This window comes from Streptomyces niphimycinicus, from assembly GCF_018883605.1.
GTDB lineage: Bacteria > Actinomycetota > Actinomycetes > Streptomycetales > Streptomycetaceae > Streptomyces > Streptomyces niphimycinicus.
Genome location: NZ_JAHLEM010000357.1, coordinates 1 through 870, shown reverse-complemented (window position 1 = coordinate 870; position 870 = coordinate 1). Strand labels below are relative to the sequence as shown.

At 71.3% G+C, this 870-nt stretch carries 1 protein-coding gene; it reads left to right on the top strand.

The annotated features are described in order from the left end of the window. Positions 1-172: 172 nt before the first annotated feature. On the top strand, positions 173-610 hold the full coding sequence (locus KN815_RS28585; protein WP_211124680.1) for an SsgA family sporulation/cell division regulator: 438 nt from the start codon (positions 173-175) through the stop codon (positions 608-610). Positions 611-870: the final 260 nt, after the last annotated feature.

Here is an 870-nt window from a genome sequence, read left to right as displayed (position 1 = left end):
CCGATCTCCCGCCCACCGGGCCCACGTCGTCCGGCCCCGCGGGTCTCCCCATGGCAACACTGGCCATTTTCGTTCCCTCACACGAGGCAAACCGACTCCGCACAGCAATCGAGTCGCTACGCTCCAGAGTCGGCCATGCGCAAACAACCCGGGGCGGCGAACGATGCGTGACATGCGTGACACAGTTCAGGCGGAAGTGACGATGACCTTCCTGGTCTCGCAGGATCTCTCCTTCCGGATCCCGGTCGAGCTGTCCTACGACAGCAGCGACCCCTATGCCGTCGAGATCACCTTCCATTTGCCCGGCGACGCGCCGGTGAGCTGGGCCTTCGCGCGGGAGCTGCTGCTGGACGGGCTGAGCAGACCCACCGGCGAGGGGGATGTGCGTATCGCTCCCGCCTCCCCCGAGGGGCTCTCGGACGTCTTCATCAGACTCCAAGTGGGCTGTGAACGGGCCCTGTTCCGGGCCGGGGCCGCGCCTCTGGTGGCCTTCCTCGATCGGACGGACCGGGTGGTGCCTTTCGGCCAGGAGCCGGCGGCCTGCGATCCGGTCGGCGATCTCGACGCCGAACTCGACCGCATCCTGGCCGAGGACCGGTACGCGGGCTGAGCGCCGGATACGCGGCGGCGGGCCGAGGACCGGTGCGCCGCGGCCGAACCGGCCGTTATCACCGAACCGGCCGCCATCACCGAACCGGCCGGGCGGCGTGCCCGGTGGCTGAGCGTGGCTCGTCGTGCCCCCGCCCGGAGGCCCAGCGTGCCGTTCCCGATGGCTCGTCGTGCCGTCGCCCAGCGGCTGTGCCCCCGCCCGGAGGCCCAGCGTGCCGTCGCCCGGCAGCTAGACGTGCCGTCGCCCCGGCGCTCAGCGCG

What these genes read in the sequence shown, in the direction of transcription:
- KN815_RS28585 (WP_211124680.1), top strand. Translation starts at nt 173, where the DNA reads ATGCGTGACACAGTTCAGGCGGAAGTGACGATGACCTTCCTGGTCTCG.